Origin of the sequence: Microbacterium sp. LWH13-1.2, from assembly GCF_038397735.1 — a bacterium.
In the GTDB taxonomy this organism is placed as follows: Bacteria; Actinomycetota; Actinomycetes; order Actinomycetales; family Microbacteriaceae; genus Microbacterium.
Map to the genome: position 1 here is coordinate 1,276,326 of NZ_CP151635.1, position 23,945 is coordinate 1,300,270.

Sequence of the window (23,945 nt, forward strand, 5' to 3'; positions counted from 1 at the left end):
GCCAACAGAAGGAGCGTTTTTCGGTGGCTGAGTACATCTACTCGATGGTTCGTGCGCGCAAGGCGGTGGGTGACAAGCTCATCCTCGACGATGTCACGATGGCGTTCCTTCCCGGTGCCAAGATCGGCATGGTGGGCCCGAACGGTGCCGGTAAGTCGACGATCCTCAAGATCATGGCGGGCATGGACACGCCGTCGAACGGTGAGGCGAAGCTCTCCCCGGGATTCTCGGTCGGAATCCTCATGCAGGAGCCCGAGCTCGATGAGACCAAGACGGTCATCGAGAACATCCAGGACGGCATCGCGATCAAGGCGAAGGTCGACCGCTTCAACGAGATCTCCATGTTGATGGCCGACCCGGACGCGGACTTCGATTCGCTGCTCGCCGAGATGGGCACTCTGCAGGAGGAGATCGACGCCGCAGACGGCTGGGACCTCGACTCGCAGCTGGAGCAGGCCATGGATGCTCTGCGCACCCCGCCGGGAGACGCCGCGATCGCGCCGCTCTCCGGCGGAGAGAAGCGTCGTGTCGCGCTGGCGAAGCTGCTGCTCCAGAAGCCCGACCTGCTTCTGCTCGACGAGCCGACCAACCACCTCGACGCCGAGAGCGTGCTCTGGCTCGAGCAGCACCTGCAGGCCTACAAGGGCGCCGTCATCGCCATCACCCACGACCGGTACTTCCTCGACCACGTCGCCGAGTGGATCGCCGAGGTCGACCGTGGCCGCCTGATCGGCTACGAGGGCAACTACTCGACGTACCTGGAGAAGAAGGGCGAACGCCTCGAGATCCAGGGCAAGAAGGACGCCAAGCTCGCCAAGCGCCTCAAAGAGGAGCTGGAGTGGGTCCGGTCCAGCGCGAAGGGTCGTCAGACCAAGTCCAAGGCTCGTCTCGCGCGCTACGAAGAGATGGCGACCGAGGCCGAGCGGACCAGGAAGCTCGACTTCGAAGAGATCCAGATCCCCGCGGGTCCGCGTCTGGGAAGCATCGTGATCGATGCCAAGAAGCTGCAGAAGGGCTTCGACGGGCGTTCACTCATCGACGGTCTCAGCTTCAGCCTTCCGCCGAACGGCATCGTCGGCGTGATCGGCCCGAACGGTGTCGGTAAGACCACGCTCTTCAAGACGATCGTCGGCCTCGAGCCGCTCGACGGCGGTGACCTCAAGATCGGCGAGACCGTCAAGATCAGCTACGTCGACCAGTCGCGCTCGAACATCGACCCCGACAAGACGTTGTGGGAGGTCGTGTCAGACGGGCTCGACTTCATCACCGTCGGCAAGACCGAGATCCCGTCGCGGGCATACGTCTCCAAGTTCGGCTTCAAGGGTCCGGATCAGCAGAAGAAGGCGGGTGTGCTCTCCGGTGGTGAGCGCAACCGTCTGAACCTCGCTCTCACCCTCAAGGAGGGCGGCAACCTCCTCCTCCTCGACGAGCCCACCAACGACCTCGACGTCGAGACCCTGAGCTCGCTCGAGAATGCACTCCTCGAGTTCCCCGGCTGTGCTGTGGTCATCACTCACGACCGGTGGTTCCTCGACCGCATCGCGACGCACATCCTCGCGTACGAAGGCACCGACGAGAAGCCCGACCAGTGGTACTGGTTCGAGGGCAACTTCGAGGCGTACGAGGAGAACAAGATCCAGCGCCTCGGTGCTGACGCCGCCAAGCCGCATCGTTCCACGCACCGCAAGCTCACGCGCGACTGAGTCGAGAATGTCCGACCTGATGCCGGGGCCCCGCCTGCACATCCCGATCCACCTGCGTTGGGGCGATCTGGATGCGTTCAACCACGTCAACAACACCTCGATGCTCAAGCTCCTCGAGGAAGCGCGCGTGCGCGCGTTCTGGCGTGCGGGCCCCGGTGAACAGGCACCGTCGACCGCTGTTCTCGACTCGGGGCTCGACGAGGGGATCCTCACTCTCATCGCGCGTCAGGAGATCGAGTACCTCGCTCCGGTGCCCTATCAGCGCCGGCCGCTCGAGGTGCAGATGTGGTTCGGCAAGCTCGGTGGCTCGAGCGTCGAGGTCTGCTACGAAGTGCACAACGATCCCGAGGCCGCGCCTCGCACGATCTACGCACGATCCACGGCGATCATCGTCCTCGTCGATGCGGCCACGGGCCGACCTACGCGTCTGACACAGGAGATGCGTGATGCGTGGGAGCCGTTCGTCGGCGCCTCGATCGAGTACGCGCACCGCTGAGCGGCTCAGGAGACGTGGGGCCGACTCGGATCGACGGTCAGACACGACCGAGCACACCATCTGAATCGCCGGTCTCAGCAGGCTCGGGCGGTCGCTCCGTTCGAAACCTCGGCGTCAGTCCCGCGACGGAACCCTGACCATGATCTCCTGTGCGACGGAGGCGACCAGCTCGCCGGCCTGCGTGTAGATCCGGCCCTGTGCGAGGCCGCGTCCTCCCCGCGCGTTGGGCGACTCCTGAAGGTACAGGAGCCACTCGTCCACGCGAGCCGGTCGATGCCACCACATCGCGTGATCGAGGCTCGCGACCTTCAGACCTGGGAGCGCCCAGTACACGCCATGCGCGCGCAGGATCGACTCCTGAATGGTCATGTCACTCAGGTATGCCAGCGCCGCCCGATGGATGCGCTGATCGTCGGGCAGCGGAGCGCGCAGCCGCATCCACACGGCCTGCTGCGGGACGCGTGCGTCATCGCTCGGCAGGAAGAGCGGCGAATCGACGTGACGCACGTCGGCGGCTCGATCGCTCAGCATTCGGGCGGTTCCTGGAGGCAGCCCCTCGACACGCTGCTCGTCGGGCAGCAGGGAATCCGGAGACGGGACGCCTTCGGGCATCGCCACCGCATGCTCGACGCCGGGATCGTCGTCCTGGAACGACGCGATCATCGAGAAGATCGGCACTCCGTTCTGATACGCCTGCGAGCGACGGGTCGAGAACGACCGACCGTCGTGGATGCGGTCGACAGCGATGGTGATGCCCTGACCCGCGTCGCCGGGGCGCAGGAAGTACCCGTGCATCGAATGCACCGCTCGGTCTTCGGGAAGAGTCCTCTCGGCCGCGAGCAGGCTCTGTGCGAGCACCTGACCCCCGTAGATGCGACCGGACGGCATCGCGTGCGACGACCCGGTGAAGATGTCCTCGGTCGTGCGGGCCTGCGTCGAATCGAGATCCAGCACCTCCAGGAGCTGCTCGACAGTGCGGATCGCGTGTGCGTCGGCGGTCATGACTTCCTTCCCGCGACTGCGGATGCCGCTGGCGTTGCTAGTTTAGAGGGTGTGCCGCACCAGCTCCTTCTCGCCGATTCCGCCACGTCGAAAGACGTCCTGACCTTCCTCGGACGAGCGACGCGCATCTCCGACGAAGGCGTGCGGCTTCAGGCGGCGAACGGGGTTCTCGCGCTGACGGGAGCGGCTCTCGCGCCCCACGGGCTGTTCGATCAGACCCCGACCGTGCTCGCTATGCGCATAGTCGAGGTCGATCCCGAGCTCGAGTGCGACGTCGTGGTGGCATCGCTCAGCCCGACCGCCGATGAGCGCGCGCTCACCTTCCCCGAGACCGGCCTCTCGCCCGCGTGGGCAGGAGTCGCGCCGCCGCGTGGCCAGTGGCAGGCGACATCGAGCCTCGCGGCATCCGTGATCGCCCAGCGAGCGCAGTGGGGCATCAGCGCGGTCGCGCGAGGAGCGACACCGGGATCAGGAGAGGAAGCCGTCCGTGCTCTGCGCGCGGCGATCTGGGGTGCGCCCGATGAGGATCTCGGTGGACTGCCGCGGGGAGTGGCGTTCGCCGCGGATGCCTTCGGCTTCATCTCCGGCGAAGAGGATGTGCCCGTCATGACGTCAGGGCGATGGACTCGTCTCGCCTTCCGCCGTGGTCACGTTCTCGCCCGCGGGCCCGTGGCCATCGGCCTCACGGCCGTGCGCGGCACCGGCACGGCGGAGTAGCACCGACCCGGGGACCCGTCGACCGGATCAGCGCGCTGCGGCGCGGCCGGCCTGCCGACCCGAGAACAGGCATCCGCCGAGGAACGTGCCCTCGAGCGCTCGATACCCGTGGACGCCGCCGCCTCCGAAGCCGCTCGCCTCACCAGCGGCGAAGAGCCCGGAGATGGGCTCACCGTCGGCGCCGAGCGCACGCCCGTCGAGATCGGTGTTGATCCCGCCGAGGGACTTCCTCGTGAGGACGTGCAGCTTGACGGCGACGAGAGGGCCTGCGGCCGGATCCTGCAGCCGGTGCGGCGCGGCGGTGCGGATCAGCTTGTCGCCCCGGTAACCGCGCATCGAGCGCAGCATCCCGATCTGCGCGTCCTTGGTGAACTCGTTGTCCATCTCCCTGTCGCGAGCCACGACCTCACGGCGGACGTGATCGATGTCGAGCGACTCTCCGCCCGGGTGTCGGCTCATCTGCTCCAGCAGTGACTCGAGGTCGTTCTCGACGATGAAGTCTTCGCCCTCGTCGAGGAACGCCTGCACCGGCCCCGTCGGTCCCTTGGCGAGTCGCGACTTGAGCAGCAGCGCGACGTCCTTGCCCGTCAGGTCGGGATTCTGCTCGCTGCCCGAGAGCGCGAACTCCTTCTCGATGATCTGGCGGGATGTCACGAACCACGAATGATCGTGCCCCGTCGTGCGCAGGTGGGCCAGTGTGCCCAGCGTGTCGAACCCGGGGAACAGCGGGACAGGCAGCCGCTTTCCCGTCGCATCGAGCCACAGAGAGGACGGCCCGGGGAGGATCCGGATGCCGTGGGACGGCCATACCGGATCCCAGTTCTTGATGCCCTCGACGTAGTGCCACATGCGGTCGCCATTTATGAGACGGGCTCCGGCGGCCGCAGAGACGGCGTGCATGGATCCGTCGACATAGGCGGGCACCCCCGTCAGCATCTGCTCGGGCGGGATGCCCAGACTCGTCGGCCAGGCCGCACGTACGAGGTCGTGGTTACCGCCGATTCCGCCGGATGACACGATCGTCGCACCCGCGCTGATCTCGAAATCGCCGATGACCGCGCGAGAGGACTCGACGCCCCGAGCCGCCGGGGTGGATTCGAGGACGGTCCCGCGCGCACCGGTCACGGCCCCATCCGTCATGATGAGTTCGGTCACCCGGTGGCGGGGGAGGATCGTGACACGGCCCTCGCGCTCGCCCTGCTCGACGGCGGCGACGAACGGGGCGACGACTCCTGGTCCCGTGCCCCAGGTGATGTGGAAGCGGGGAACGGAGTTCCCGGGCCCCAGAGCGCCGTATCCGCCGCGTTCGGCCCAGCCGACCACCGGGAAGAAGCTGACGCCCCGTTCGCGCAGCCAGGCGCGCTTCTCGCCGGCTGCGAACTGCAGATACGCCTCGGCCCACCGTCGCGGCCAATCGTCTTCGGGGCGGTCGAAGGCCGCGGTGCCGAACCAATCCTGCGTGGCGAGCGCGAGCGAGTCGCGGATGCCCATGCGACGCTGCTCGGGTGAATCGATGAAGAACAGGCCGCCGAACGACCACCACGCCTGGCCGCCGAGGTTCGTGCGCGGCTCTTGATCGATCAGGATCACACGACGCCCGGCATCGAGCGCCTCACCGGCGGCGACGAGCCCGGCGAGCCCCCATCCGATGACCAGGACGTCTGCAGACAGGGGCGTGTTCGTCATGTGCTCTCCGTTGATTCCTGACGTGATCGCGTCTCGAGCGTGGGGCGCCCGGCTGCGGAGGTGCCGATGCCTGACGGCTCGAATGTGTTCACCATGGCATACGCGGCGCGCTCGAGATAGTCCCACAGAGTGGATTCGTGGAGCGGCGACAACTGCGCCTCGTCCACAGCGGTCCGCATGTGACGAAGCCACCGATCGCGGGCGTCGGTATCGACGTGGAACGGCATATGGCGCATCCGCAGACGAGGATGGCCGCGCGTCTCGCCGTAGGTCGTCGGGCCGCCCCAGTACTGCTCGAGGAACATCAGGAGGCGCTCTTCGGCAGGGCCGAGGTCCTCCTCGGGATACATCGGCTTCAGGACCGGGTCGAGGGCCACCTCGCGGTAGAACACCGACACGATCTTCGCGAACGTCTCGCGACCGCCGACCTCGTCGTAGAAGGTCACTTCTGGGGGCTCCCGTCGTCGTTGGTCTTCTTGCGCCGCCAGATTCCGCGGTCCGGGATGACCGGCACGCCCGTGACGGCATTCGGACGCGTCTTGGGCGGGTTCGCGCCGCGCACGCGACGAGCGCCGTCGAGCCCGGTGGGGATCACGGTGGTCATGCTCGGGAAGGAGATCTCGTTCTCGAGGAGGGCCGCGCGCAGACGCTTGCGCAGCTCCTGCGCGACGTCATCCTTCGCGTTGGCTCGCGCCTTGATGACGAGTCGGACGACCAGGGCGTCGCCGTCGATCGACTCGAGGCCCCACAGCTCCGGCTTCTCGATGATGCGCGTGCGCCACTTCGGGTCCTTCGAGAGGCTCAGTGCGGTGTCGAGCATGATCTTCTCGACGTTCTCGAGATCGGAATCCACCGGGACGCCGAGATCGATGATCGCACGCGCCCAGCCCTGCGACATGTTGCCGATGCGGGTCACCTCGCCGTTGCGCACGTACCAGAGCGTGCCGTTGACGTCGCGGACCTGGGTGATGCGCACGCTGACGTACTCGACCACACCAGAGGCGAGGCCGAGATCGACGACGTCGCCGATGCCGATCTGATCCTCCGCGACGATGAACATGCCGTTGAGGACGTCCTTGACGATGTTCTGCGCACCGAAACCGAGGCCGGCGCCGACTGCTGCCGTCAGCAGTGTGAGGGAACCGAGGAGGGTGTTGTCGAGAACGTTGACGATCAGCACCACGGCGATCACGACGAGCATCACGTTGACGATGTTCTGCAGGATCGTCCCGAGGGTTCGCGTGCGCTGCACCAGACGCATGTCGGCCAGAGGCGAGCGTTCGAGAGCCTGTGTGTCGTCGACGGCGGCCTTGTTCTTGGCGCTGTCGACGATGCGGTGCACGACTCGTCTGATGACCACACGCAGGACGAGCGCGATCACGACACACGCCGCGATGATGAGCGCGACCTGGAGCGCCTTCCCGCCGACGACCCCGAGCACGGTCAATGTGTCAGCCCACCATTTGGGGAGCTCTGTGGGTACGGTATCGGGGTCTATTTCGAATGGCTGCATCATCCCCTCCAGAGTAGCGATCAGGCCTCTGCGCGGGCTGGACGCACCGCACAGAGGCCTGATCGGGAGACGGGTGTCAGTCCTCCGCGTCGCGAGACTGCGCCGCGAGAGCACGCTCGACGTCGGCGAGGTTCTCGAGCACGAGGCGACGCAGCGCGGGGGCGGCATCCTGGTGGGCCGAGAGCCACGCTCGCGTGGAGTCGCGGAGCTCGACGTCGGCGATCGCGGTCGGGAAAAGGCCCACGATCAAGTACTGGGCGATCTGGTACGTGCGGGACTCCCAGATCGGGATCAGCATGTCGAAGTACGCGGGGACGAATGCGCGCAGCGACTCGGCGCCTGCGGGGTGCACGAATCCGAGGGCCGCCGAACGCACGATCGTGTTCGGAGCGTCATCGCGCTCGATCAGCGACGCCCAGGCGGCCTTCTTCGATGCGGCATCCGGCAGGGCCGCGCGGGCCTGAGCAGCGAACTCGCCGCCCTTCGCGGTGTTGTCAGCCGAGAGCGCCGCGTCGATGGACGCAGCGTCGGTGGCGCCGATGGTGGCGAGGCCGACGAGGAGCTGCCAGCTGAGGTCAGCGTCGATCTCGAGCCCGGGGAGGGTCTCCTCACCCGACCGCAGTCGACCGATGATGCCGGCGTGCTCGGGGGTGACCAGCGCGTTCGCGAAGGCCGTGACGAACTGCAGCTGGCTGTCGCTGCCTGACTCGGCGGACTCGGCGAGTGCCCAGAGACCGTCCGCGACCTTCTGACGCGCCGCGAGACGCGTCTCGGGCGTGACGTAGAGGGTCGCGGCCGTGCGGAGCTGAGCGAGCGTCGTGCGCACCGTGGTCGACTCGGACTCACGACCGATGTTGCCGAGCACGAGATCGATGTAGTCGGTTGCGGCGGTCTCGGCGTCGCGGGTCTGATCCCAGGCGGCGCCCCAGACAAGGGAGCGGGCGAGGGGGTCGCTGATGTCGGCGAGGTGGGCGATCGCGGTGGCGAGTGAGCGCTCGTCGAGGCGGATCTTGGCGTAGGCGAGGTCGTTGTCGTTGAGGAGCACGAGGTCGGGGCGCTTGATCCCGTGCAGCTCGGGGACCTCGGTGCGGTCGCCGTCGACGTCGACCTCGGCGTAGTGGGTGCGCACCAGGGCGCCGTCGGTCAGGGTGTAGAAGCCGATGCCGAGGCGGTGCGGACGGATCGTCGGGTAGTCGGCCGGTGCGGTCTGGGTGACGGCGAAGCGCGAGATCGTGCCGTCGGAGTCTTCAGCGATGACCGGCTCCAGCGTGTTGACGCCTGCGGTCTCGAGCCACTTCTTCGACCAGGTGCTGAGGTCGCGGCCGCTGGTCGCTTCGAGCTCGACGAGCAGGTCGCTGAGCTCGGTGTTGCCCCAGGAGTGCTTCTTGAAGTACTGCGAGACACCTGCGAAGAACTCCTCGATGCCCACCCATGCGGCGAGCTGCTTGAGCACCGAGCCGCCCTTCGCGTAGGTGATGCCGTCGAAGTTGACCTGCACGTCCTCGAGGTCGTTGATCACCGCGGTGATCGGGTGCGTCGACGGCAGCTGATCCTGGCGGTACGCCCAGGTCTTCTCCATCGCGTTGAACGTCGTCCACGCCTCGGTCCACTCGGTGGCCTCGGCGGTGGCGATCGTGGACGCCCACTCGGCGAAAGACTCGTTCAGCCAGAGGTCGTTCCACCACTTCATCGTGACCAGGTCGCCGAACCACATGTGGGCGAGCTCGTGCAGGATCGTGACGACGCGACGCTCCTTGACGGCGTCGGTCACCTTGCTGCGGAACACGTACGTCTCGGTGAAGGTCACGGCGCCCGCGTTCTCCATCGCGCCGGCGTTGAACTCGGGGACGAAGAGCTGATCGTACTTGGCGAACGGGTAGGGAACGTCGAACTTGGACTCGTAATAGGCGAAGCCCTCACGGGTCTTGTCGAAGATGTAGTCGGCATCGAGGTGCTGCCACAGGCTCTTGCGACCGTAGACGCCAAGGGGGATCACGCGGCCGGACGCGCTGGTGAGCTCCGAGAACGTGGACTCGTAGGGACCTGCGACGAGCGCCGTGATGTACGAGGAGATGCGCGGAGTGGGCTCGAAACCCCATGTGGCGACCGTGTCGTCGTCGTGCACGATCGGTTCCGGGGTGGGGGAGTTCGAGACGACCTTCCAGGATGCCGGTGCCGTCACCGTGAACTGGAACGTGGCCTTGAGGTCGGGCTGCTCGAACACTGCGAAGACGCGACGCGAGTCGGGAACCTCGAACTGCGAGTAGAGGTAGACCTCGCCGTCGACCGGGTCGACGAACCGGTGCAGGCCCTCTCCGGTGTTCGTGTACTCGCAGTCGGCGTCGACCACGAGGACGTTCTCCGCCTGCAGGCCGGACAGGGCGATGCGCGAGTCGGCGAAGACCTCGTCGGGATCGAGCTGCTCGCCGTTCAGCGAGATCTCGCGGACCTCGCGGGCGATCAGATCGATGAAGGTGAAGCTCTCCGGCGTCGCGGTGAAGCGCACGACGCTGCGGGAGCCGAAGACCTCGGCACCCTTCGTCAGGTCGAGCGAGACCTCGTACGACTGGGTGTCGACGACGTCGCGGCGCTCCTGCGCTTCGATGCGGGTGAGATTCTCTCCAGGCACAGCGGTACTCCCAGGGGTGAGGGGATGCTGCCGCAACCCAGCGCAGTTGGCGCCCACGGCAACCATGACAGCCTACGCCAGCACGGCGACCAGTCTCACTCCCGGAAGGTGAAAGAATGGGGAGGTGACCGCGATCGAGCCGAACACCGTCCTCTTTGCCTCTGCTGCCGCCGCTTCCGGTGCGCCTTACATCACGACGCCCGTCGCCTATGACGGCATCCTCCTCGCCGGATTCGGAGGACCGGAGGGGCAGGACGACGTGATCCCCTTCCTCCGCAACGTGACGAGAGGTCGGGGAATCCCCGACGAGCGTCTCGAGGAGGTCGCGCACCACTACCGTCACTTCGGGGGAGTGAGTCCGATCAACGGCCAGAACCGCATCCTCAAGGAAGCGCTCGAAGGGGAGCTCGCACGCCGCGGCATCGACCTGCCGGTGTACTGGGGCAATCGCAACTGGAGTCCCTACCTCGAAGAGGTCGTGACGGAAGCCGCGGCCGACGGCAAGACGACGCTCCTCGCCTTCGCCACCAGCGCCTACAGCTCGTTCTCGAGCTGTCGCCAGTACCGGGAGGACTTCGCGCGCGTCCTGGCGGACACGAACCTCGGCGATACCGTGACGATCGACAAGATCCGTCCCTTCTACGACCATCCCGGCTTCGTGGAGTCGTTCGAGACCGGTGTTCGCGAGGCGGTCGAGGCTTTCCTCGGTCAGGGCATCGCTCCCGCCGAGATCCAGATCCTGTTCTCCACTCACAGCATTCCGACTGCGGATGCGGAGCGCTCCGGCGCTCGGGACATCGATTGGGGAGCGGGAGGCGCATACGCCGCCCAGCATCTCGCCGTCGCCGCCTGGGTCATGGATCGGGTGCGCGCGAGCATCCCCGAAGCCGCGGACGTCGCGTGGGAGCTCGTGTACCAGTCCCGCTCCGGCCCGGCGTCGCAGCCGTGGCTCGAGCCCGATGTCTGCGACGTGATCGGCGAGCTGCCCGAGCGTGGCCGCAAGGCCGTCGCCGTGGTTCCCGTCGGATTCATGAGCGATCACATGGAGGTTCTCTGGGACCTCGACACCGAGGCCGCCGAGGCTGCGGAAGAGGCGGGGCTCGCGTTCACGCGGACGCCGACCCCGGGCGTCGCCCCGTCGTTCGTGTCCGGCATCGTCGATCTGATCGTCGAGCGTCTCGAGGGCCGGCCGAACGAGGAGCGACCGCACGTCACCGCGCTGCCCGGCGCCTTCGACGTGTGCCGCCCCGGTTGCTGCGAGAACGTGCGAGCGGGGTTCAAGCCTGCTGCGTCCGGTGTCGCCCCGTGATCAGCCGCTGACCCTCGACACTTCTAGGATGGTTGCCATGCGCATCCATATCGCCACCGATCACGCCGGTCTCGACTTCTCCACCCAGCTGCAGGACCACCTGCGCGGCGCCGGTCATGAGGTCGTGGATCACGGGCCGGTGGAATACGACGCCGTCGACGACTACCCCGCCTTCTGCATCCGCGCGGCGCAGGCTGTGGTCGCCGATCAGGCGTCCGGGATCGAGACGCTCGGCGTCGTCTTCGGAGGGTCGGGCAATGGCGAGCAGATCGCTGCGAACAAAGTCGAGGGCGTCCGAGCCGCTCTGGTGTGGAACACCTCGACGGCGGAACTCGCCCGCGAGCACAACGATGCCAACGTGATCTCGATCGGGGCGCGTCAGCACACGTTCGACGAGGTCACCTCGTTCATCGACACCTTCATCTCGACGCCGTTCTCACACGACGAGCGCCACGTCCGCCGCATCAGTCAGATCGCGGACTTCGAGCGAGACGGCTCCCTCCTTCCGGACCCGCGAGCCTGACATGCCCGAGGGGCATTCGGTCCACCGCATCGCGCGCCAGTTCCAGCGCAACTTCGTCGGCAAGGCGATGAGCGCATCGAGCCCTCAGGGACGCTTCGCCGAAGGTGCGGCCCTGCTCGACGGACGTGAGGCGCTCAGCGTCCAGGCCGTCGGCAAGCAGATGTTCCTCGAGGCGGAGGGCGACCTCTGGCTGCGTGTGCATCTCGGGCTGTATGGGGCGTGGGACTTCGCCGGGGAGATCCTGGTCGACCCCACCATCGCGTCCGCGAACGGGCGCATGGGACAGACCAACCAGCGGGGCACCGTCGTCGACGAGGAGATCCTCGACGACGCCGGTGAGAACTCTCTCGCATCGATCGGCGCGCCACGGCGCACCCGAGTGCACGTGCGAATGTCCGAGCAGACGAAAGGTCTCGCCGACGAGGGGCTGGAATGGCCGCCTCCCGTCGTGGGTCAGGTGCGGCTGCGCCTGATGACCGACATCACGGCCGCCGACCTGCGCGGGCCGACCGCGTGCGTGCTGCAGACTCCGGAGGAGATGCTCGCCAGTGTCGCCAAGCTGGGTCCGGATCCCCTCGTGGGCGATCCCGCGCAGAATGAGGAGCGTTTCGTTCAGGCCGTGCGCAAGAAGCAGACCGTGATCGCGCTGCTGCTCATGGACCAGGCCGTGGTGAGCGGCATCGGCAACGTGTACCGCGCCGAGATGCTCTTCCGTCAGCGGCTGTACCCCCACACGCCGGGGCGCGATGTACCGGAGGACGTCGTGCGCGCGCTGTGGCACGACTGGGTGAACCTGCTCGCGATCGGAGTCGAGACCGGGCAGATGATGACCATGGACGATCTCTCGCCCGATCAGTATCGCGCGGCGATGGCGAGCCGCGATGACCGTCATTGGGTCTATCACCGGGCAGGTCTCCCGTGCCGTGTCTGCGGCACGGAGATCGCCCTCGAGGAGATCGGTGCGCGCAAGCTGTACTGGTGTCCGCGCTGCCAGGCGTGAGCCGTCGGCCATAGGCTGGGACGATGCGTCAGAACCCCAGCTTCACGCTCGCGGATGTCGCCGAGATCCGGCGGGTCATCGATGCGAACCCATGGACGACGATCGTGAGCAACGGTCCGGATGGACTCGTGTCGTCGCACTACGTGGCTCTGCTCGACGATGATCGCGACGACCTGACGATCGTCGGACATGTCGGCCGGCCGGACGACCTGATCCACGGGATGGGGGAGCGAGAGCTCCTGGTCGTCTTCCAGGGGCCGCACGGTTATATCTCGCCGGGCTGGTACGGCGACGTCCAGGCCGTGCCGACCTGGAACTACACCGCGGTGCATCTGGCCGGAGTCCCCGAGATCCTCACGGACGAGGAGAACCTCGCAGTGCTCGATCGACTCGTCGACCGGTTCGAGGGTCGGATGCCCGAGCCCCGCGGCATGTGGGAACGTCCGAACGACCCGGCTTTCGTCTCACGACTCGCTGCGGGGACGGTCGGTTTCCGGCTCACCCCGACCCGCGTGGTCGCGAAGCGCAAGCTCAGCCAGAACAAGCCGGCAGAGACCGTCGAGACCGTGATCGCGGCGCTCGAGGGTGACGGCCCGTTCGCACAGCCCGAACTCGCCGCTGAGATGAGGCGTGCCCAGGCAGCCCGTGCAGGAGGAAGCAGGTGAGCGGTATCGATGCCCGCATCGGGACGATCACGGGCGTGCGGATCGCCGGCCCCGGTCGAGAGTTCCTGGTCGACGACGAACCGGTCGACATCTTCATAGAGAGCGGCCGCATCAGTGACATCGCTCCCGCCGGCGTGATCGCCCCACGGGGAGAGGTGCTCGACGGGCACGGAGCCTGGGCGGTGCCTGGCCTGTGGGACAACCACGTGCACACCGTGCAGTGGGCCCTCGCGACCGAGCGCGTCGCTCTGGGCGGAGCGGCGTCGGCGGCGGAGGCAGCGGCGATCATGTCGGCATCCGCGCCGTTGCCGGACGGCCGCAAGGTCGGCAGCGGATTCCGAGACGCGATGTGGGCGGACGTGCCGACGCTCGCCCTCCTCGACGCGGCAACCGGATCGATACCGACGTATCTGATCAACGCCGACGTGCACAGCACATGGCTCAATTCCGCCGCGCTCTCACTCGAAGGGTTCACGAGCTCGGACGGAATGCTGCGCGAGCAGGATGCATTCGAGATCTCGCGCAGGCTCAACGCGGTCGACCCCGATCGTGGCGACGTCGCTGTGCGGGCTGCAGGGGAGCGGGCAGCTTCCCGAGGCGTCACCGGCCTGGTCGACTTCGACATGGGCTGGAATGCCGATGCCTGGCCCCGGCGGGTGGCGGCAGGCTTCGCCTCTCATCGCGTCGAGTTCGCCGTCTACCCGTTCGACCTGACCCGCGCCATCGCGGCGGGTCTGCGGACCGGAGAACTTCACGAGGAGTCTGACGCACCGACGGCCGGACGCGGTTTGGTGCACGTCGGGCCGCTGAAGATCATCAGCGACGGATCGCTGGGAACGCGGACCGCGGCGTGCTCGCACTCCTACCCGGGCGACCCCGAGAACTTCGGCGCGCTCACGGTGCCGCCTGCAGAACTCACCGAGATGCTCACCGTCGCCACGGGTGCCGGTCTCTCGGTCGCCGTCCACGCGATCGGGGATCGTGCGGTGACAGGCGCTCTCGATGCCTTCACCGTGTCGGGCGCCGTGGGAACGATCGAACATGCCCAGCTCGTCAGGCACGCGGATCTCGCCCGGTTCAGTCGGCTCGGTGTGATCGCCAGCGTCCAGCCGCAGCATGCGCTCGACGACCGCGACCTCGTCGGGAAGCACTGGGCGGGGCAGACATCCATCGGATACCCGTTGGCGGCCCTGTGCGACGCGGGGGTGGAGCTGAGGTTCGGTTCCGATGCCCCCGTCGCGCCCCTCGATCCGTGGCAGGCGATCGCCGCCGCCGTCACGCGCACGGATGACGACCGTGATCCGTGGCATCCCGAAGAGAGGCTGACACGGGAGCAGGCACTCCAGGCGAGTGTCCGCACAGCTCTGCGGCCGGGGGAAGTCGCTGACATCGCGCTGTGCGGTTTCGACCCATTGACCTCGTCGGGGAGCGACCTGCGGGGTATGCCGATCGTCGCGACGATGGTCGCCGGTCGCGTCACACACGGCGCCTGACGTCGAGCACAGATGAAAGTGGGCACCGGGAGAACCCGGTGCCCGCTCTCATGAGGTGCTGCTTACGCGGCGATGTGCGAGACGAGGAACCAACGGTCCTTCTCGAGTCCGCGCATCACCTCGATGGCGACGTCCTGGCTGGTGAGGTCGACCTCGTCGAGACCGTCGATCGCGGCCTTCACGTCGACGAGGATCGCATCGATGTCTGAGATGACGGCGCGGACGAGGTCGTCGGACTGTGTGAAGCCTGCGGGGACCGAGGTCGCGCCGCCCTTCGCTGCCACGGCGGTGATTCGCGCGTCGATCGGGAGGCCCAGGGCGACGATGCGCTCTGCTGCGGTGTCGGCGAAGTCGCCGGCATGGGCGACGATGGTGTCGAGCAGCTCGTGGACACCGACGAAGTTCGCACCACGCACGTGCCAGTGCGCCTGCTTGCCGTTGACCGTGAGGGCCTGAAGTCCGAGGACGACGGGCGAAAGGAACTGTGCCGCTGCAGCTGCCACGGTCGGGTCGCTGGCGGTGGTGGAAACGGTCTGTACCTTGCTCATCTTCGGCTCCTCTGAAGTGCTCTTCTCGTACCTGATGAAGACAACGCTACTCACTTGAAAACATTCCGCAAGCAAGCGAAGGCTCGGCTTAGTGCCGCGGAATCACGCGGAAATCGGGGGAGGTGAGGGTAGTCTCGCCTCATGAGCATCGCCGCCGGAGCCTCCGTTCTCGCACTCCCCGGGAAGACTCCGTCGATCGACGGAGGGGCCTTCGTCGCCGAGGGAGCTCGCATCGTCGGCGACGTCTCGCTGGCCGCCGGATCGAGTGTCTGGTACAACGCGGTGCTGCGTGGCGATTCGGCCCGCATCGTCATCGGAGCCGGGAGCAACGTGCAGGACAACGTGTCTGTTCACGTCGACTCCGGTCACCCGGTCGTCGTCGGCGCGAAGGTCTCTATCGGCCACAACGCCGTGGTCCACGGATGCACGATCGGAGACGGATCGCTCGTCGGCATGGGAGCCGTGATCCTCAGCGGTGCGGTCGTCGGTGCGGGATGCCTCATCGCAGGCGGCGCTGTCGTGCTCGGGGGAACCGAGGTGCCCGACGGCTCGCTGGTGGCTGGGGTGCCTGCGAAAGTGCGGCGGACACTCAGCGACGAAGAACGGGCAGGATTGATCGCGAACGCGGACATCTACCTGGGGCACCTGCAGAGTCACGCCGAGGCGACGCCGATCTGACCGAGGTCGACCGGTAGGCTGGTGCTCACGGGGCGGTGGCCAAGCTGGTTAAGGCAGTGGGCTCATAACCCAACGATCGCGGGTTCAAGTCCCGCCCGCCCTACTCTCCGTGCGTGCACCGAGGCGTCGCCACACTCCGGCGCCTGGTCGTGGAGCGTCAGCGGGTGGTGGAGCCTTCGAGGTGTTCCGATGGCTCGAGGAGCTCGTCGACGAGCGTGATACCACCGCTCGAGTTCGCCGAGCGCGCCAGATCCTCGATCCACCGACGGCTCAGCGCGGGAGCCTCGGTCTCGTCGAAGACGAAACGGAGTGGGATCGACGGATGCAGCCAGACGGTCGAGCGTCCGTCGGAATCGCCGTCCTGGTGCTTCCACGTGAGAGTGAAGCTCTCGTTGCGGCGCAACTTGGTGGCGACGACGACCTTGAGGTGGGCGAGCGCTCGATCTTCGATCCGGATCGGCTCTGAGCCGCCGTAATAGAGGGAACCCATACCTCGGAATCTACGGTGCCCGGAGAAACGAAGGAGACAGGATCGAGCCGACGCGCGAACGATGCGAACACTCTGTTCGCGTCGTGTCATCGACGGTGAGTCGCCGCCGTCACGGAAGGAAGCACGCCGAAGCTCTCGCGGTATGCGACCGCGAAGCGGGACGGATGAGAGAACCCCCACTTGCGGGCGACGGCTGCGACGGTGCTCGGGGCTCCGGAACGGAGATCACGGTGGGCGCCGTCGAGGCGGGCCCGCTTCAGGCACTCCGCCGGGGTCGTGTCGAGCGCACGCCGGAACGCGTATTGCAGCCCGCGGGTCGAGATGTGGACGGCCGACGCGATGTCGTCGACAGTGATCGGGCGATGCGCGTTCTCGGCGATGAAGTCCAGGGCCCGACGCACGGTCGCGGGTGCGGGGGTCGTCTGGGTCGGTCGGTGCCTGTGCAACTGACCAGTGGTCGAGAACGTCGCGAGCGTCGTCGCTGCGGCATGCCGAGCAAGCTCGCTCCTGAGCAGCTCGGTGTCACCGTCATCGTCATCGTCGAGACACTCGGCGCTCTGCTCGAGGTACGCGAACATGCGAGACCACGCGTCGGCCGCGCGATCCGAACGCGGGGCGAGATCGGCCACGTGCAGCGCCACGGTGTCGTCTCCGCTGATCTGCTGGGCGAGGCTCTGCAGAGAGGCGCGCTCGAAGATGAGCGCGGCGACCCTGGCCCCACGCTCCCACTGCGCGTGCACTCGAGGACCGTCGGACAGCCAGGGGCGACTCGCGACGAGCTCGGACCGGTCGGAGCGCAACTGAGCATCGGGGCCCTCGACGCGGCACGCGATGAACTGATCCTCGGGTTCGGCTGTGGTGCGGACCTTGGCCGCGAGATCGTATCGGACCAGAGTCAACTCGCCGAGTTCGACGGACTTCCAGTCGAAGTAGAGGCGGTGGGGATCAACATCGTGCAGGACCGCCGAGGGCACGAACTGCTTCCAGGTGCTCTCGACGCGCGCGACATCAGCCGTTCGGAATCGCATCCGCGTCCACCCCCTCGGCGGTGCGGCGGGCACGAACCGGCCACGTGCCGTCGAGGCGGTCTTCCGGATCGAGCCGACCGATGCGGATGAAGTACTCCGTCAGGCTTGCCGCCTGCGAGCGCGCCCAGCCGATCTGGCGCGTATGGAGTTCGTCCAGCGTGTCCGGCAACACGAACTGGCGCGCCAGCGCCTGAGCCACGCGGCCTGCCGCGACCGCGTCGGCGGCGGCCTCATGCGCGTCCTCGAGCTGCACCGCGTAGAGCGCCGCGACGACCTGGAGCGTGCGCTTGCCCGGACGGTAGCGGTCATAGGCCTTGTCGATGACGAGGGGATCGATGATCGGGGACGGATTCTCGAGAGGGGTGATCGCGTGTCTGTGGGCCTCATGCGCCAGAAGGGAGAAGTCGTACGCGGCGTTGTACGCGACGACCGGTACACCCTGCGAGAGCAGGGAACGGAGCGCCGCCGTCACCTCCGCGACGACCTCGCCGGCGGGACGCCCGAGTCGGCGAGCATGCTCCGTCGTCACGCCGTGCACCGCGGTCGCACCCTCGGGGATCGGGATCCCGGGATCGGCTAGCCAGTCGCGCGCTGCGATCTCACGGCCGTCCGCATTCAGCACGCCCACGTGCGCCGTCACGACGCGATCGTTCTCGACATCGATGCCGGTCGTCTCGAGATCGAACACCCCCACGCGAGTGATCCAGTGCGGGAGCGGAGGAGCCGTGGGCATGTATTCACCGTAGATCCGGGTACGGACATCGGCGTGGAGGCACACGGACAGTGTCGAGGAGCCGCCCATAGACTTGGTCCATGACCGTCCCCTCCCCGTACTCCGATCGCCTTCGACGCCTCCCGGTCGAGCGCCACGAGGTGGAGGTGCGCGAGGGCACGACGGTCTACTGGGAGTACGGCCCCGCGGATGCCGAGGTGACCGTGATCGCCGTGCACGGCTTCCGCGGCGATCACCACGGCCTCGAGTCAGTCCTCGCCTTCCTGCCGGAAGCGCGCGTCATCGCTCCCGATCTTCCGGGGTTCGGCGAGACGGCTCCGGTGCCGGCCCGTGCGTACGACCTGGCGGAGTACGTCGCGTGGCTCACGGAGTTCGCGGCTGCCGTCGCCCCCGGCGCGGTGATCCTCGGACACTCCTTCGGCTCGATCGTCACGTCCGCCGCAGTCGCGGGCGGCCTCGAGACCCCGCGTCTCATCCTGATCAACCCCATCGGTGCGCCGGCGCTCGAGGGGCCGAAGGGCATCATGACCCGTCTCGCGGTCATGTACTACGCCCTGGGTGCGCGGCTGCCCGAGAAGCTCGGCACCGCGCTGCTGCGCAACCGTCTCATCGTCCGGGTCATGAGCATCACGATGGCCAAGACCTCGGATCGTGAGCTCCGCCGATTCATCCATGACCAGCACGACACCTACTTCTCGCGTTTCGCCGACCGTGATGTGCTCCGCGACGCGTTCGTGGCGAGCGTCTCACACGATGTGAGTGAGTTCGCCTCGGCGATCGATGTGCCCACGCTGCTGATCGCCGCGCAGCGCGACGACATCACGCCGATCGAAGTGGAACGCGAATTGGTGACGCGCTTCGATGACGGGATCCTGGTCGAGATCGCGCACGTCGGACACCTGATCCACTACGAGACGCCCGCCGAGGCGGCAGGCGCCATCCGCCGCTTCCTCAGGATTCCCGCCGCGCGAGGCCGATGAGGCCTGCGACCCGGAACGGGATGACCTCGCCCATGGCCAGTGACGTCTCGGTGCGTTCGACACCGTCGATCGACAGGATCCGGGCATCCGTGTCGAACAGATGCCGTGCATCGCGGCACGCGACTCGAGCGAGCAGGTCGATGGAGCCGCTGAGCCCGTGGGCCTGGACGACCTCGGGGATGCGTGCGAGCTCGTTGATGATGCGGGGCAGTTCGGTCTGACGGACCCCGATACTGACGAACGCCTGCAGCGGGAATCCGAGGACATCGGTGGAGAACGAGCGCTCGTACGACATGAACACGCCCGTCTGCTCCAGTCGTGCCATACGAGCCTGGATCGTGTTGCGTGACAGTCCGAGATTCTCGGCCAGCGCGACGATCGTGACCCGAGGATCATCGGCGAGCGCTGCGAGAAGTTCCAGATCGATGCGGTCAAGTCCAGCCATAGTGCCAAACGATAGCAGGGGTGCACGAGCTCGAATTGGGCAACATGCTCAAGGCGATTGCGGTTGCTTGAGCGAGGTGATGAGCGGACGTACCCTCAAGTGAACCGGCGAAGAAGCCGGGGCCGCGCGTAGAACCCGTGACGACGGCCACTGATGAGGAGGACGATGATGTCACCGCAGATCACCCCGATCGCCGACACCGCACAGGATCTCGAACTCGCAGAGCGCATCCTCACACCGGACGGCTCGCGCATCGCGAACCCCCAGCTCGACGCGTTCATCACCGACGTCGACGCGGCATCGCTGCGAGCGCTCCACAGGGACATGGTCATCCTCCGACGGATCGATGCCGAGGGTGTCGCCCTTCAGCGACAGGGACAACTGGGACTGTGGGCGCCGTGCCAGGGGCAGGAGGCGACGCAGATCGGCACCGCCAGGGCGCTCGCACCCCGGGACTACGTCTTTCCGAGCTACCGGGAGACCGGTGTGATCTACGCGCGCGGTGCGAAGCCCGGCGACTACGTGCGCATGTGGCGAGGCGAGGAGGGCGCAGGGCACGACCCGGCCGCACTGCGGGTCGCACCGCTGCAGATCATCATCGGCGCACAGACTCTGCACGCCGTGGGCTACGCGCTCGGCATCCGCCACGACGGAGCCGACGAGGTCGCCGTCACGTACTTCGGGGACGGAGCGACCAGCCAAGGAGACGTCAACGAGGCGATGATCTTCGCATCGTCCTATCAGGCGCCCGTCGTCTTCGTGTGCCAGAACAACCACTGGGCCATCTCGGAGCCCGTGTCGGTGCAGTCGCAGTACCCGATCGCCGGCCGAGCTCCCGGTTTCGGGATTCCGAGTCTCCGGGTCGACGGCAACGACGTCCTCGCCTGCATGGCCGCGATGCGCTGGGCGCTCGCGCACGCACGCTCGGGAAAGGGGCCCGCGTACATCGAGGCCGTGACATACCGGATGGGGCCGCACACGACGGCCGACGACCCGACTCGCTATCGCAACCAGGATGAGCTCGATGAGTGGCGGCGCCGCGATCCGATCACTCGACTCGAAGCGCACCTGCGTGCGATCGGCGAACTGAGCGATGAGCAGGTCGCGGAGACGCAGGCAGCCGCCGACGTGGTCGCCAGGGAGATGCGTGCGGAGTGCCTCGGCATGGTCACTCGCCCTCCGCTCGCCGTGTTCGACGGCGTCTACGCCGAGCCGCACACCGGGCTCGAGCGGCAGCGCGGCGAGTACGCCGCATATCTCGCGTCCTTCGAAGGCGAGGCGTGATCATGACGGAGCTCACTCTCGGAAAGGCCCTGGGCGCCGGTCTCCGCCAGGCGATGCGCGACGACGAGAAGGTCGTCCTCCTCGGCGAGGACATCGGAAAGCTCGGAGGCGTCTTCCGCATCACCGATGGGCTGCTCGACGAGTTCGGTGCCTCGCGCGTCATCGACACGCCTCTCGCCGAGTCCGGCATCGTCGGCACCGCCGTCGGACTGGCGTTCCGCGGCTACCGTCCGGTCGTGGAGATCCAGTTCGACGGCTTCGTCTATCCCGCCTTCGACCAGATCGTCGCGCAGGTCGCGAAGCTCCACTACCGCACTCAGGGGCGCGTGAAGATGCCGATCACCATCCGCATCCCGTGGGCGGGCGGCATCGGCGCGGCAGAGCATCACTCCGAGTCGCCCGAGGTGTATTTCGTGCACACAGCGGGTCTCCGCGTGATCGCGGTGTCGAATCCTGAAGACGCCTATCGCAGCCTGCGTCAGGCGATCGCCTCCGACGACCCGGTGATCTTCTTCGAGCCGAAGCGGCTGTATCACCACAAGGGCGACGTCGACCTCGACGCACCGCTGGCGGATGCCGCGCCGATGGGCCTCGCGCGCGTGGTCCGCTCCGGCACGGATGCCACCCTGATCACGTACGGAGCCATGGTCTCCACGGCTCTGCAAGCTGCCGAGGCCGCCGAGGACGAGGGGATATCGCTAGAGGTCATCGACCTGCGATCCCTCTCGCCCGTCGACTACGACACGGTCGCCGCCTCCGTCCGCAAGACGGGACGCGTGGTGGTCGCTCACGAGGCGTCGCGCGAGGCCGGGGTGGCGGCAGAGGTCATCGCGAGCATCACGGAGCTCTGCTTCGAGTACCTCGAATCCGCACCTCTCCGGGTGACGGGACACGACGTGCCGTACCCGCCCGCCAAGCTCGAGAAGTATCACCTGCCGGATCTCGATCGTCTGCTCGACGCGGTCGATCGCGTGCTCGATCGCCCGAACAGCCTGACGGGAGCGGACGCATGATCGCCGAGTTCCGGCTGCCCGACCTGGGGGAAGGCCTGACCGAGGCCGAGGTCGTCCAGTGGCTGGTCGCTCCGGGCGACACCGTCTCGTTGAATCAGACGCTCGCCGAGGTCGAGACCGCCAAAGCCGTGGTCGAGCTGCCCTCGCCGTACGCGGGTGTCGTCTCGACACTGCACGCGGACGCGGGGGAGACCGTCGCCGTCGGTTCGCCCCTGATCGCCTTCGACGTCGAGGGAGCGGAGGAGCCGCCCGTCGTGACTTCGGGCGGAGAGGAGAAGGCTCAGCCCAACCTCGTCGGGTACGGCGCTGCGCCGTCGGCATCCGGACGCCCGGCTCGGCGGGCTCGGCGTACGGGAGGCGCGACTCCGGTCGCGGACACCGCGGTGCTCGAAGCTGCGCCGCACGACGCATCGCCGACCGTGAGCGTGGAGACGGTCGTCGAACGCCCCCGCTCCACTCCGCCCGTCCGGGCCTACGCGAAGCGTCTGGGGATCGATCTCGTCCTGGTCGCGGCATCGGTGGGGGACCGCGTCATCACGCGCGACGACATCGACGAGCATGCGGCGCGTGTCGGCATCCGTGCCGAAGAGAAGAGGGCACCGCGCGGCATGCCGCTCCCCGACACCGCGGCTGCGCTGCACGAGGGCGTTCGCGAGACCCGGATCCCGATCCGCGGGGTGCGCAAGCACACCGCGGCCGCGATGGTCGAGAGCGCATTCACGGCGCCGCATGTGACGGTGTTCCACACTGTGGATGTCACCGCGACGATGGACCTCCTCGCATCGTTCAAGGAGGATCGCGGTCTGTCGGCGCACAGGATCGGCCCCCTCGCGGTGGTCGCGAAGGCCGTGTGCCTGGCGCTGACACGGACGCCGGGGCTGAATGCTCGGTGGGATGAGCCCGCGGGAGAGATCGTCCAGTACCACTACGTCGATCTCGGAATCGCCGCGGCCACCGAACGCGGGCTCATCGTGCCGAACATCCGCGACGCCGAGGCGCTCACCCTCGTCGACCTCGCAGACGCGCTGAAAGCCCTTGCCGAGACCGCGCGGTCGGGGAAGACCTCGCCGGCCGAACTGTCGGGAGGCACGTTCTCGATCTCGAACATCGGGGTGTTCGGAATCGACGCCGGGACGCCGATCCTGCCGCCCGGGCAGTCCGGCATCCTCGCGGTCGGCGCGGTCAGGCGTCAGCCTTGGGAGTACCGGGGAGAGATCGCGCTGCGCGAGATGATGACGCTCAGTCTGTCGTTCGACCACCGTCTCGTCGACGGCGCGGAAGGAGCTCGGTTCCTCAAAGACGTCGCAGACGTGCTGGAAGAACCGGGGCGGGCGATGCTGCTCAGGTAGTGGCGCGCAGCGCCGACTCCGCCATCGCGGCGAGCACTGTCGCGGTGGCGGATCGCTGACGGGCGGCGGCGCGCGTACTGTGCGGGGTCGAGTTGATGAGGCCGAAGCACGCCTGCACTCGCAGACGCAGCTCGTCGGCGTCGGCATCGACGAGGGGGGCCAGCGTGCTGATCCACAGCTCGATGTAGGCACGCTGCAGACGCCGTACCTCGGCGTGATCACGCGCATCGAGTTGCGCGACGTCCCTGTCGTGCACGCGGATCACGTCGGCGTGACCGAGCGCGAAGTCCACGTGAAAGGCGACGAGCGCGCGCATCCGCTCTTCAGGCGTCGCACCCTCGGCGGCCACGCGGGTTCCGCCGGCGACGAGGTCGTCGCTCACCTTGACGAGAACCGCCCCGAGCAGCGCCTGCTTTCCCGCGAAGTGGCGGTACACGGCGGGGCCGGACACACCCACGGCTGCTCCGATGTCCTCGAGGCTCACACCGTTGTACCCGCTGTCGGCGAAGAGTCGCGCGGCCTCGCGAAGGATCGCGTCGGAGCGCTCTGCCTTGGCGCGATCTCGCGCGGTGACGGGGCTTGTCATCTCAGTTAATCCTCGCTAACCTGATGCGATCGGTTAGTGAACACTAACCGAGAACGCATCGAGTGCGCCAGAGCG

24 protein-coding genes and 1 tRNA gene are annotated in these 23,945 nt (G+C 67.4%); 14 read left to right on the top strand and 11 right to left on the bottom strand.

Annotated elements, in window-relative coordinates; translation table 11 throughout:
* The first annotated feature begins 23 nt into the window (after positions 1-23).
* On the top strand, positions 24-1,703 hold the full coding sequence (ettA, locus tag MRBLWH13_RS05925) for an energy-dependent translational throttle protein EttA (protein WP_341957354.1): 1,680 nt from the start codon (positions 24-26) through the stop codon (positions 1,701-1,703).
* Positions 1,704-1,710: 7 nt separating this feature from the next.
* A complete protein-coding gene (locus MRBLWH13_RS05930) occupies positions 1,711-2,199 on the top strand; it encodes a thioesterase family protein (RefSeq protein ID WP_341957355.1) in 489 nt (162 codons plus the stop codon).
* Positions 2,200-2,313: 114 nt separating this feature from the next.
* Here the strand turns inward: MRBLWH13_RS05930 and MRBLWH13_RS05935 are convergent, their stop codons facing one another.
* A complete protein-coding gene (locus MRBLWH13_RS05935; protein WP_341957356.1) occupies positions 2,314-3,201 on the bottom strand; it encodes an acyl-CoA thioesterase II in 888 nt (295 codons plus the stop codon).
* Between the two features lie 51 nt (positions 3,202-3,252).
* Between MRBLWH13_RS05935 and MRBLWH13_RS05940 the strand changes: the two genes are divergently transcribed.
* A complete protein-coding gene (locus tag MRBLWH13_RS05940; protein ID WP_341957357.1) occupies positions 3,253-3,918 on the top strand; it encodes a hypothetical protein in 666 nt (221 codons plus the stop codon).
* 27 nt (positions 3,919-3,945) lie between these two features.
* Here the strand turns inward: MRBLWH13_RS05940 and MRBLWH13_RS05945 are convergent, their stop codons facing one another.
* The 4 genes from MRBLWH13_RS05945 to pepN form a co-directional block, all read right to left on the bottom strand.
* Positions 3,946-5,604, bottom strand: coding sequence for an FAD-binding dehydrogenase (locus MRBLWH13_RS05945; protein WP_341957358.1), 1,659 nt, complete (start codon positions 5,602-5,604; stop codon positions 3,946-3,948).
* Positions 5,601-6,050 carry a globin gene (locus tag MRBLWH13_RS05950; protein WP_341957359.1) on the bottom strand — a complete coding sequence of 150 codons (450 nt, stop codon included), beginning with the start codon at positions 6,048-6,050 and terminating at the stop codon, positions 5,601-5,603. Before MRBLWH13_RS05950 ends, MRBLWH13_RS05945 begins: the two co-directional genes overlap by 4 nt.
* A complete protein-coding gene (locus MRBLWH13_RS05955; RefSeq protein ID WP_341957360.1) occupies positions 6,047-7,120 on the bottom strand; it encodes a mechanosensitive ion channel domain-containing protein in 1,074 nt (357 codons plus the stop codon). Before MRBLWH13_RS05955 ends, MRBLWH13_RS05950 begins: the two co-directional genes overlap by 4 nt.
* Before the next feature lie 73 nt (positions 7,121-7,193).
* Positions 7,194-9,746 (bottom strand): aminopeptidase N, encoded by a 2,553-nt coding sequence (gene pepN / locus MRBLWH13_RS05960; protein ID WP_341957361.1) that lies wholly within the window; start codon positions 9,744-9,746, stop codon positions 7,194-7,196.
* Positions 9,747-9,870: 124 nt separating this feature from the next.
* Here pepN and MRBLWH13_RS05965 point away from each other — a divergent pair, with 124 nt between their 5' ends.
* From MRBLWH13_RS05965 to MRBLWH13_RS05985, 5 genes are read left to right on the top strand one after another with little or no spacing between them, the layout of a single operon-like run.
* On the top strand, positions 9,871-11,055 hold the full coding sequence (locus MRBLWH13_RS05965; RefSeq protein ID WP_341957362.1) for a ferrochelatase: 1,185 nt from the start codon (positions 9,871-9,873) through the stop codon (positions 11,053-11,055).
* Between the two features lie 37 nt (positions 11,056-11,092).
* Positions 11,093-11,578, top strand: a complete 486-nt coding sequence (locus MRBLWH13_RS05970) for a ribose-5-phosphate isomerase (RefSeq protein ID WP_341957363.1) — start codon at positions 11,093-11,095, stop codon at positions 11,576-11,578.
* Between the two features lies 1 nt (position 11,579).
* Entirely contained in the window at positions 11,580-12,578 is a 999-nt protein-coding gene (locus tag MRBLWH13_RS05975; RefSeq protein WP_341957364.1) for a DNA-formamidopyrimidine glycosylase family protein, read from the top strand.
* A gap of 23 nt (positions 12,579-12,601) precedes the next feature.
* The gene (locus MRBLWH13_RS05980; RefSeq protein ID WP_341957365.1) at positions 12,602-13,243 is read left to right on the top strand and encodes an FMN-binding negative transcriptional regulator; all 642 of its coding nucleotides are present in this window, start codon (positions 12,602-12,604) and stop codon (positions 13,241-13,243) included.
* 35 nt (positions 13,244-13,278) lie between these two features.
* Positions 13,279-14,736: an amidohydrolase family protein gene (locus MRBLWH13_RS05985; RefSeq protein ID WP_341958228.1), complete on the top strand. Its 1,458-nt coding sequence runs from the start codon at positions 13,279-13,281 to the stop codon at positions 14,734-14,736.
* A gap of 62 nt (positions 14,737-14,798) precedes the next feature.
* Here the strand turns inward: MRBLWH13_RS05985 and MRBLWH13_RS05990 are convergent, their stop codons facing one another.
* A complete protein-coding gene (locus MRBLWH13_RS05990; RefSeq protein ID WP_341957366.1) occupies positions 14,799-15,284 on the bottom strand; it encodes a DNA starvation/stationary phase protection protein in 486 nt (161 codons plus the stop codon).
* Between the two features lie 141 nt (positions 15,285-15,425).
* Between MRBLWH13_RS05990 and MRBLWH13_RS05995 the strand changes: the two genes are divergently transcribed.
* Together MRBLWH13_RS05995 and MRBLWH13_RS06000 are read left to right on the top strand one after the other, a co-directional pair.
* Positions 15,426-15,962, top strand: coding sequence for a gamma carbonic anhydrase family protein (locus MRBLWH13_RS05995; RefSeq protein ID WP_341957367.1), 537 nt, complete (start codon positions 15,426-15,428; stop codon positions 15,960-15,962).
* A gap of 29 nt (positions 15,963-15,991) precedes the next feature.
* A tRNA-Ile gene (locus MRBLWH13_RS06000) sits at positions 15,992-16,065 on the top strand.
* 54 nt (positions 16,066-16,119) lie between these two features.
* Here MRBLWH13_RS06000 and MRBLWH13_RS06005 read toward each other — a convergent pair.
* The 3 genes from MRBLWH13_RS06005 to MRBLWH13_RS06015 all read right to left on the bottom strand — a co-directional run bounded on the left by MRBLWH13_RS06005 (position 16,120) and on the right by MRBLWH13_RS06015 (position 18,213).
* Entirely contained in the window at positions 16,120-16,452 is a 333-nt protein-coding gene (locus MRBLWH13_RS06005) for a hypothetical protein (protein WP_341957368.1), read from the bottom strand.
* Between the two features lie 86 nt (positions 16,453-16,538).
* The gene (locus MRBLWH13_RS06010) at positions 16,539-17,480 is read right to left on the bottom strand and encodes an AraC family transcriptional regulator (RefSeq protein WP_341957369.1); all 942 of its coding nucleotides are present in this window, start codon (positions 17,478-17,480) and stop codon (positions 16,539-16,541) included.
* Positions 17,461-18,213: an exonuclease domain-containing protein gene (locus tag MRBLWH13_RS06015; protein WP_341957370.1), complete on the bottom strand. Its 753-nt coding sequence runs from the start codon at positions 18,211-18,213 to the stop codon at positions 17,461-17,463. The genes MRBLWH13_RS06010 and MRBLWH13_RS06015 overlap by 20 nt, the downstream gene beginning before the upstream one ends.
* A gap of 80 nt (positions 18,214-18,293) precedes the next feature.
* Here MRBLWH13_RS06015 and MRBLWH13_RS06020 point away from each other — a divergent pair, with 80 nt between their 5' ends.
* Positions 18,294-19,193, top strand: coding sequence for an alpha/beta hydrolase (locus tag MRBLWH13_RS06020; RefSeq protein WP_341957371.1), 900 nt, complete (start codon positions 18,294-18,296; stop codon positions 19,191-19,193).
* Here the strand turns inward: MRBLWH13_RS06020 and MRBLWH13_RS06025 are convergent.
* On the bottom strand, positions 19,165-19,638 hold the full coding sequence (locus MRBLWH13_RS06025) for an Lrp/AsnC family transcriptional regulator (protein WP_056307813.1): 474 nt from the start codon (positions 19,636-19,638) through the stop codon (positions 19,165-19,167). The two genes, MRBLWH13_RS06020 and MRBLWH13_RS06025, sit on opposite strands and share 29 nt — an antisense overlap.
* A gap of 168 nt (positions 19,639-19,806) precedes the next feature.
* Between MRBLWH13_RS06025 and pdhA the strand changes: the two genes are divergently transcribed.
* From pdhA to MRBLWH13_RS06040, 3 genes are read left to right on the top strand one after another with little or no spacing between them, the layout of a single operon-like run.
* Positions 19,807-20,922 carry a pyruvate dehydrogenase (acetyl-transferring) E1 component subunit alpha gene (gene pdhA / locus MRBLWH13_RS06030; RefSeq protein WP_341958229.1) on the top strand — a complete coding sequence of 372 codons (1,116 nt, stop codon included), beginning with the start codon at positions 19,807-19,809 and terminating at the stop codon, positions 20,920-20,922.
* Positions 20,923-20,924: 2 nt separating this feature from the next.
* Complete coding sequence (locus tag MRBLWH13_RS06035) at positions 20,925-21,935, top strand: alpha-ketoacid dehydrogenase subunit beta (RefSeq protein ID WP_341957372.1); 1,011 nt, start codon at positions 20,925-20,927, stop codon at positions 21,933-21,935.
* Positions 21,932-23,284 carry a dihydrolipoamide acetyltransferase family protein gene (locus MRBLWH13_RS06040; protein ID WP_341957373.1) on the top strand — a complete coding sequence of 451 codons (1,353 nt, stop codon included), beginning with the start codon at positions 21,932-21,934 and terminating at the stop codon, positions 23,282-23,284. Before MRBLWH13_RS06035 ends, MRBLWH13_RS06040 begins: the two co-directional genes overlap by 4 nt.
* Here the strand turns inward: MRBLWH13_RS06040 and MRBLWH13_RS06045 are convergent.
* Complete coding sequence (locus MRBLWH13_RS06045) at positions 23,277-23,870, bottom strand: TetR/AcrR family transcriptional regulator (RefSeq protein ID WP_056509836.1); 594 nt, start codon at positions 23,868-23,870, stop codon at positions 23,277-23,279. The two genes, MRBLWH13_RS06040 and MRBLWH13_RS06045, sit on opposite strands and share 8 nt — an antisense overlap.
* Between the last annotated feature and the right edge of the window lie 75 nt (positions 23,871-23,945).

Excerpts from the sequence above, each read along its gene's own strand:
- MRBLWH13_RS05980 (WP_341957365.1), top strand. The coding sequence starts at position 12,602 with ATGCGTCAGAACCCCAGCTTCACGCTCGCGGATGTCGCCGAGATCCGG.
- MRBLWH13_RS06010 (WP_341957369.1), bottom strand. The coding sequence starts at position 17,480 with ATGCGATTCCGAACGGCTGATGTCGCGCGCGTCGAGAGCACCTGGAAG.
- MRBLWH13_RS06040 (WP_341957373.1), top strand. The coding sequence starts at position 21,932 with ATGATCGCCGAGTTCCGGCTGCCCGACCTGGGGGAAGGCCTGACCGAG.
- MRBLWH13_RS06015 (WP_341957370.1), bottom strand. The coding sequence starts at position 18,213 with ATGCCCACGGCTCCTCCGCTCCCGCACTGGATCACTCGCGTGGGGGTG.
- pdhA (WP_341958229.1), top strand. The coding sequence starts at position 19,807 with ATGTCACCGCAGATCACCCCGATCGCCGACACCGCACAGGATCTCGAA.
- MRBLWH13_RS06025 (WP_056307813.1), bottom strand. The coding sequence starts at position 19,638 with ATGGCTGGACTTGACCGCATCGATCTGGAACTTCTCGCAGCGCTCGCC.
- MRBLWH13_RS06005 (WP_341957368.1), bottom strand. The coding sequence starts at position 16,452 with ATGGGTTCCCTCTATTACGGCGGCTCAGAGCCGATCCGGATCGAAGAT.
- MRBLWH13_RS05995 (WP_341957367.1), top strand. The coding sequence starts at position 15,426 with ATGAGCATCGCCGCCGGAGCCTCCGTTCTCGCACTCCCCGGGAAGACT.
- MRBLWH13_RS05990 (WP_341957366.1), bottom strand. The coding sequence starts at position 15,284 with ATGAGCAAGGTACAGACCGTTTCCACCACCGCCAGCGACCCGACCGTG.
- MRBLWH13_RS05935 (WP_341957356.1), bottom strand. The coding sequence starts at position 3,201 with ATGACCGCCGACGCACACGCGATCCGCACTGTCGAGCAGCTCCTGGAG.
- MRBLWH13_RS06045 (WP_056509836.1), bottom strand. The coding sequence starts at position 23,870 with ATGACAAGCCCCGTCACCGCGCGAGATCGCGCCAAGGCAGAGCGCTCC.
- MRBLWH13_RS05975 (WP_341957364.1), top strand. The coding sequence starts at position 11,580 with ATGCCCGAGGGGCATTCGGTCCACCGCATCGCGCGCCAGTTCCAGCGC.
- MRBLWH13_RS05945 (WP_341957358.1), bottom strand. The coding sequence starts at position 5,604 with ATGACGAACACGCCCCTGTCTGCAGACGTCCTGGTCATCGGATGGGGG.
- MRBLWH13_RS05930 (WP_341957355.1), top strand. The coding sequence starts at position 1,711 with ATGTCCGACCTGATGCCGGGGCCCCGCCTGCACATCCCGATCCACCTG.
- MRBLWH13_RS05970 (WP_341957363.1), top strand. The coding sequence starts at position 11,093 with ATGCGCATCCATATCGCCACCGATCACGCCGGTCTCGACTTCTCCACC.
- MRBLWH13_RS06020 (WP_341957371.1), top strand. The coding sequence starts at position 18,294 with ATGACCGTCCCCTCCCCGTACTCCGATCGCCTTCGACGCCTCCCGGTC.
- MRBLWH13_RS05955 (WP_341957360.1), bottom strand. The coding sequence starts at position 7,120 with ATGATGCAGCCATTCGAAATAGACCCCGATACCGTACCCACAGAGCTC.
- MRBLWH13_RS06035 (WP_341957372.1), top strand. The coding sequence starts at position 20,925 with ATGACGGAGCTCACTCTCGGAAAGGCCCTGGGCGCCGGTCTCCGCCAG.